7 protein-coding genes and 1 pseudogene are annotated in these 6,653 nt (G+C 62.4%); 7 read left to right on the top strand and 1 reads right to left on the bottom strand.

The features are described from left to right. Positions 1 to 1,188: hypothetical protein (locus D7Y15_RS41465; protein ID WP_121756025.1), on the bottom strand; the 1,188-nt coding region annotated here is incomplete at its 3' end. Between the two features lie 434 nt (positions 1,189 to 1,622). On the opposite strand from D7Y15_RS41465, the gene D7Y15_RS41460 reads away from it, so the two are divergent. The 7 genes and pseudogenes from D7Y15_RS41460 (at position 1,623) to D7Y15_RS44465 (ending at position 6,284) form a co-directional block, all read left to right on the top strand. Then, complete coding sequence (locus D7Y15_RS41460) at positions 1,623 to 2,939, top strand: hypothetical protein (RefSeq protein ID WP_120577907.1); 1,317 nt, start codon at positions 1,623 to 1,625, stop codon at positions 2,937 to 2,939. Between the two features lie 6 nt (positions 2,940 to 2,945). Then, on the top strand, positions 2,946 to 3,398 hold the full coding sequence (locus tag D7Y15_RS44475; protein ID WP_148713010.1) for a hypothetical protein: 453 nt from the start codon (positions 2,946 to 2,948) through the stop codon (positions 3,396 to 3,398). 148 nt (positions 3,399 to 3,546) lie between these two features. After that, positions 3,547 to 4,185: a hypothetical protein gene (locus tag D7Y15_RS44470; protein WP_126934745.1), complete on the top strand. Its 639-nt coding sequence runs from the start codon at positions 3,547 to 3,549 to the stop codon at positions 4,183 to 4,185. Between the two features lie 9 nt (positions 4,186 to 4,194). Then, the gene (locus D7Y15_RS41450) at positions 4,195 to 4,659 is read left to right on the top strand and encodes a hypothetical protein (RefSeq protein WP_126934746.1); all 465 of its coding nucleotides are present in this window, start codon (positions 4,195 to 4,197) and stop codon (positions 4,657 to 4,659) included. 48 nt (positions 4,660 to 4,707) lie between these two features. Then, positions 4,708 to 4,995: pseudogene (locus tag D7Y15_RS41445) on the top strand (amidohydrolase); the annotation flags it as partial. Positions 4,996 to 5,077: 82 nt separating this feature from the next. Beyond that, complete coding sequence (locus tag D7Y15_RS41440; protein ID WP_121780031.1) at positions 5,078 to 5,533, top strand: hypothetical protein; 456 nt, start codon at positions 5,078 to 5,080, stop codon at positions 5,531 to 5,533. Positions 5,534 to 5,936: 403 nt separating this feature from the next. Then, positions 5,937 to 6,284: a hypothetical protein gene (locus D7Y15_RS44465; protein ID WP_147452110.1), complete on the top strand. Its 348-nt coding sequence runs from the start codon at positions 5,937 to 5,939 to the stop codon at positions 6,282 to 6,284. Positions 6,285 to 6,653 lie beyond the last annotated feature (369 nt).

Here is a 6,653-nt window from a genome sequence, read left to right as displayed (position 1 = left end):
GGGCAGGGGCGGCCTCGGGGCGGCGGAGAAGCCCAGGCGGCGCAGCATGACCTGCCGGATGGAGGGGATGCGGAAGCGGAAGATGAAGGCGTCCGCGAAGTAGTGCGCGAGCACGCAAGCGAAGCCCAGCGAGGTCAGCGCGCGCAGCAGGGGATTCGCTTGCGCGCCGCCGCCGATGCCCAGCGAGCCGCGCATGGGGCCATCCAGCAGGAAGCCATGCACCACGCCCAGCGCGAACAGCGGGAGCATGGACACGACCATGACGGGCCAGATGAGCTTCTGGCTCAGGCGGGGGGCATCGCCCTCGCGAGGCTCCAGCATGCGGGCGCTGAGGAAGTAGTACTCCAGGCCGTGCATGCCCGGGAGCATCACGTAGCCCCAGGACGGCGCCACGAGCGCCAGGCCGGTCGCGGTCGCCATGCCCAGCAGGTACAGCACCTTGGGGCCGCTGGCGGTGCGGGAGCGGAGCACGGCGCGGAAGAGCAGGAGGAAGTAGCCCAGCCAGATGGCGATGAGCACGGGCAGCGTCTGCCACGGAAGGACGACGCCCTGGCCCACGTCGAGGTAGGCGGGGGCGTTCGGGGCGGCGGACTCGGCGACGAAGAAGATGCGGACGAGGAGGACGGAGAGGAGCAGCGGGACGTAGAGCTGCTGGAGCTTGCGCTCGAGCGGGGAGGGCGCGGGGAGGCCCGCCTGTCCGCCGCGCAGGCCATGCAGGGACCACAGGCCCCGGTGCTGGGACAGGGTGTGGTGCATGCCGAAGACGTTGAAGATGACGGCCACGGCGAAGGTGTGGATGGAGCGGTCGGCGTAGAAGGTGAAGAACAGCGCCGCGCCCACGCCGAGCATGGCCAGCGCGCCGGCGAGGAGGGTGCGCGGCTGGTTGGGCGCGGCGGTGAGCACGTCGCGGTGCACGCCGAAGAGCAGGAACGTGAGGATGACGTGCGTGGCGTTGCCCAGGAGGTTCTGGGCGGTCCAGCCCAGGAGCCGGTGGGCGTTGTCCGCGGCGGCAGGGGCGAGGAACGCGCTGGCGACGGCGGCCACCCCGGTCAGCGCCAGGGGGATGCCCAGGATGGCGAGGTCGGCCCGGGGGGAGAACAGCCACAGGCGGCGAAAGCGCAGGGTACCGGGCGCGGCCGGCGTGTCCTGCTCCGTGGCGGTGGCGACTCCAGGGCTCAGCGGTGTCATGGCGGCCGGGAGTATACCGGGTCTCCAGGGGGCCAGAACCCGCGCCACCCTGCCTGCCAGGCGGGAGTACGACACGAGCCTGTGACGCTGCCTCCGTGAAATGCGGAACGGGGGAGCGGTCGTGGCAAACCCAGGGCGGAAAGTACACACGCTGCCGATAGGACTTGCAGTGGCGCAAGTGTTGATTTTCGCGGTCACTGAAATGCAAGACTATGTCTTGTGGTGAGTTCCCGACAAAAGATAGGGTATGGATATTCCCGGGCATCGCTGACCGGGAGGGGACTCTTCCAAAAGTGAGGGGCGATTGTCTTTCCGGTCATGGGTGTGGGGAGCGCTGGCGGGAGGAGTCCTGCTGTTGGCGTGCAATGAGTCGAGACCTCCAGTTGGCGCCACGGAGGAGGTAGCGGCACCTTCAGGGGTGGAACGGAGACCAGGTGGCCCGGCTGGACACGTGCCTCCTGGGCGCGACGACGCCTCGGACGGAGACGTACGCTTATGATCGCACGCTGCGTTTGGTGGGAGCGGGACGGCCGACGGGCAACTTCGCGGCGACAGGTGGCTCGTTCGAATCACGGACGTATCAATACGATGGTCGCGGCAACCGGACCCAGTTGGAGGAGGACGGATTCATCTACGACCTGACCGCTGGGACAGCCCCGGCGGTGGACCAGCTGACGGGGTGGGGTTCATCGGCCAGTGGCAGCTTGCTGAAATACACCCTGTCGCATGACGAAGACGGCCGAGTGACGCAGAAGCGGTGGGCGGCGACCATGTCAGGTGGACCTGTCTACACGCTGGGGTTCGAGTATGGACAGACAGTAGGCGTGGCCACGGAGACCGTGTTCCGTGCCGTCAATGTCAACGGCGCGTACTACAACTACTTCTATGATGCGCTGGGCCGCCGGCGGCTGAAGTCGAACCCGTATGGAACGACGGACGAGTACTTCCACTCGGTGTCGAACCGGATGCTGACGGACCGGGGCAACAATGGTTTGGCCACTCCGATTGGCCACTTCACCCTGGATGACTATGTGTGGTTGGCGGGGCGTCCGGTTGCGCTCGTGCGTGGGAAGTTCAGCGCGGCGTGGGCGCGGCAGCCAGACGGCACTGGGGATTGTTCTCGTGATGGCGAGTCAGTGGCGTGTGGCGTGTATTTCCCGGTGACGGACCACATTGGAAAGCCGGTGATCATGTTGGACGCTTCGCGACGGGTGACAGGGGCCGCAGACACGGACCCCTTCGGGCACGTGAACCGGGTGACGCACCACGCGGAGACCGCGCACCCTTACGCGCACAGCACGTCCGCAACGCTGGCGATGTTCTCCCAGCCCAAGGAGAGCACCTCAGTTCAAGTACGGATGCGCGCGCGCTACCATGTTGTGGACACGGAGCCGGGGGCGGATTTCGTGCGCTTGGTGGATCTGGATACGAGCAGTGTCCTCGACAGCCAGTCGGGAGAGCGCCGGGGGCAAGTGACAACGGCATGGGTGGTGCCGTCCAATGGCAACCTGACCGTGGGATTCAGTTCGAACGCCAGTGGCTTGACCAGCTATCAGGGCGTCGCGGTCGAGGGGTACGAGTACCAGCGGTACCAGGCCGGGGCTCAGGCCCTCTGGATTCCGCTTGGCTTCCCCGGCCAGTACCATGACGCGGAGACCGATCTCTTCGAGAATTGGAACCGGTTTTATGATCCGGCATCGGGGCGGTATCTTCAGCCAGAGCTTCTTCAGCAGAATCCAAAGTGGATTTAAAGGCAGGTGCTGCGTGGTGTTCCTGCGCTGGCCTGCCTCTATGCTGGGAACAATCCGATTTCATGGTTTGATTCAACGGGCCTGGATGTTCAGAACAACTCAAACGATGGTGTTTGGATTTCAGGGGAACACGGCGAGCAATACTACTTGGCGCCTGGTGATACTTTCTATGGCAACCAGGATGGTGTTTATTCGGGGCACAAGGGAGTGTATAAAGCAAACAATGGTGTTAACATTGTTATTAATCCCGATGGATCGATTAATACATTTGATGGGCCTGATTTGTCGCGCTTTGTGCAGGGATTTGGCGAGAATAGCGTGGGACCGCACCTGTTGCCCTTCGGCCTCAGGGAGCGTACGGGCGGTCCCAAAGACGACGATTTCTCTGTCCGAAATAAGTGGGCGGACAATCCCAATGTCAACAGTCCGAGTGGATCGATGTGTGGGGGTGGGAAATAGCGGTTTGGTTTGAATGTGTTCCAGGGGGATGTTGAGTCTTCCCCCTGGGGCCGACCGGCATATGAACCGCTGCTCCTAGAATGAACTGGCCCCCATTCGCCATGCAGCACAAGTTCGCCTGGGCTAGGAACCGGATCGTCTTCCGCCAATGAACCACGTCGCTGAAATGGAAACATCCACCCGCTGGCTTCGCCGGTTGGGGATTATTGGTCTGCTGTGCTGGTTCGTGCCGTCGGTAAGCGTTTTGCTCGTGTTGAGCGTCTTGGGGTTTTGCGAATTCCTGTTGTCTGATTCGCATCCCTTTCCCGGTGATCCACCTGCCGCAGACATGCTCACAGAGATTGCGCTCAGTGGATGGTTGTTCATCCTTGTTGGATACGTTCCCTTCTTCGTTGCTCGGAAAGAATCCGATAGAATTCTTCGGCTCTGGCGAAGGGTGATCCCCCCGTTGATCCTGCTATCATTCCTCGCGATGTCGTCGGCCCTTGCTCAGGTTGGCCGAAGACATTGGGGCGAATGGGGTCTGCTCAAGGCCATGCTTCAGGACAACGAAGCCCGGGTTCGTAGATTCTCAAGCCGTGCCGATGGTGCCTTGTCGGAGGAGGAGTTCGCGCAAGCGAAAGCGTGGTTGCTGACGCAGCCTGCCACCTTCCACTTTGATGCGGAATCTGAACCCGTCAGGATTCATATGAGGAGAACCGTCCCTCCCTACCTCGGCGTCGATTTCGGCCAGGGGCAGAATGCGGTCTTCGATCCGGTGACGATGATCTGCATCTATTCGGATTGAGAGGTGTCGATGAGAAAAGATTGGACCTGGCCTACTGAGGGATTGGCCGGCGTTGTTTCGGGTCTGAAGGTGCTCGGCCCGGAGGTGTCGCAGGAGATATGCGACCAGTGGTGGCAGACCTTCCTGCCCGGATTCATAGCCAGGGATATTGGCCAGTCCATCTTCGTCTTCGCCAAAACGGTCCAGGTGAAGATGATGCTCAAAGCGGAGGTGCACTACTCCCGGCAGCAGCAGGGCGGTGTGTTCCACGTCGTATCGGAGCCCTTGCTCCCGGTCCTTCGCATCGAGGCCGCGTCACCACCACCCCTGAACATCCTGGAGGCAATGGTCTGGGCGTCTCCACGCCACGGATCCCCTGGGTGGTGCGCCATCTGCCCCGAGTCCATGGAGTGGTCCATGGTCGTGGAGCATGACGGCCCCTACTTCCTGAAGCCCGCGCCCTGCATGGATCCGCCCCTCGGGGACTCTCCGTAGGAGACGGGGTTCATCCTCCACCCACCCCGTGCTAAAACGGGAAGGTCCATGGAAGGCCGACTGCATCTGAAGAACTGCGCCGTGTTCTGTGCGGACGGTCGCGTCCGCCACGGCATGGCCGTCGTGGTCGAAGAGGGCATCATCCGCCGCGTCGCCCCCGACGTCGAGGTGCCCGTGCTCCCCGGTGACTGGGAGGTCGCCTGTCGCGGCCGCCTCGTCGCCCCCGGGCTCGTGGACTGTCACTCGCACATGGTCAACGGGCAGCTCCTGCCCCCCAATGGCGACTTCCTCCTGCGCCAGCCCCGCTCGCGTCTGGAGCGCATGCGCTCGGTGGCCATGTGGATGGAGTGGTCGGCGTAGAGGAAGAACAGCGTTGCTTCTGCAGCGAGAATGGCCAGCGCACCGAGGGGTTGGCCTGATGGACGCGCCAGAGGCACCCGTTCTGTTTCGCGCTTCGATGGGAAGGCCCCAGGCCTGGTGGGACCGGCTCTTCCTGGGGCTGGTGTCGACGGGCGCAGCGCTGTTCTACGCCGGCTTCGGGGTCCCCTGGTCTGGAAGCCAACTGGCGCCGGGACTCAGCGCGGAGAAGGTCCGCTCCGTGTCTCTGAGGATGTCCGAAGATGAGGTGGTTCAACGCCTGGGCATGCCTCTGGCTCGGGAGGTGAGGCCATCGGGAAGGCTCTCCTGGGACTACGCGAAGCCGGTTGCGAAGGTTCGGCGGTATCCGAAGGTCTACGTCACCTTCGAGTCAGGACGCGTTTTCGCGGTCGAGGTGGAACTCAAGACCTTCTGGGGTGTCGATGAGGAGGTCCTCTATCTGCGGACCTCTGACCGCATCATTGAAAGGCCTGACCTTGATGACGTCCTCCCTTGAGCCGAGCTGCCGGCGTGGACAAGGGCGAAAGCCACTTGGGATGATGGTTCCTGTGAGAGGACTTTCGGTGGGCCTTGGACGGTGGATGCTCTGGGTTCGCATTTCCCGGAAGAGCAGGGTTCTTTCCGGTGGGATGGTGTTGCTTCTGGCTGCCTCATGCGCAAGAGACTTGGACTATCATCAGGAGTGTCGGTCGGATGATAGCTGTAGACAAGGTCTGGTCTGTATGACGGGCTATAGGCATGGGCGCAGTTGCTCGTTGTTTGGGCGCTACAGTACTTGTGAGCAACCGTGTGCCAGGGATGCTGATTGTCCTGCTGGACTTGAGTGTAAATTGATTCAGCCAGGGCCAGATCATTCGTCTTGCCAGAGGGAGTGGAGGTGAGCCATCGATAGGAGTTGGGTGTGGACCCTGGCGGCAGGCTTGCTGGTCATCGTGGTGATTCCCGCGCTTGCCATCTATGTGTCGGGAAGAACGCGAATCGTCCTCGTGAATGAGACCGGGAGCGAGTTGCGTGTCTTGACTGCTCGGATTCCTGGCGAGGAATGCGCTTTTGAGAAGGTCCCTGTTCATGGCCGGGTCGTCTGTCAGGGACGCGCGAACGCGGATGGAGACCTGTCCGTTGACCTCGAGTTCGCGGATGGCGGCAAGGTCCAATTGGAAACAGGTGCGTTCGTGAATCCGCTGCTCGGATTGCAAGGAGTCGCGACCGTCAACGCAGACGGTGGAGTCAGTCTGGAGTGGGACTGATTGCCGTCACGGGGCCTCCTGGAAATTATTCCCGCGCGGTGGAAGCCCGAGACGCATGAACTGGCAGGTGAGAACATGAAACCCGAATGGCCTTTGCTGGCGCTGCTGATTCTCCTTTCTTCCTGTGTTGTTGGCCGTGGTCCCAAGATGGCCCCAGTTCATGTTCAAGAGGGCGGGAACTGCAAGCGTAGCGCCGACTGCGAAGAGGATCTGGATTGCATGATCTGGTCGCTGACACCAGGCTGAGTGATCCCCGCATTTAAGCGAGCGGATCGCCAGACGCCTACCTGACAGCTGCGTGCGAGGCGGAGTGGTGGGGAGCAGTAAGAGAGGCCATGCGGGGACGCAAAGTGGCCATCAACGAAGAGC

Origin of the sequence: Corallococcus sp. AB030, from assembly GCF_003668965.1 — a bacterium.
Classification (GTDB): Bacteria; Myxococcota; Myxococcia; order Myxococcales; family Myxococcaceae; genus Corallococcus; species Corallococcus exiguus.
Note: the sequence above shows the minus strand (reverse complement) of the source record. Positions and strands in the feature narration are given on the sequence as shown.

Bases quoted from the DNA above. Each gene is read 5' to 3' on its own strand.
- D7Y15_RS41440 (WP_121780031.1), top strand. From the start codon at position 5,078: ATGGACGCGCCAGAGGCACCCGTTCTGTTTCGCGCTTCGATGGGAAGG.
- D7Y15_RS41450 (WP_126934746.1), top strand. From the start codon at position 4,195: ATGAGAAAAGATTGGACCTGGCCTACTGAGGGATTGGCCGGCGTTGTT.
- D7Y15_RS44470 (WP_126934745.1), top strand. From the start codon at position 3,547: ATGAACCACGTCGCTGAAATGGAAACATCCACCCGCTGGCTTCGCCGG.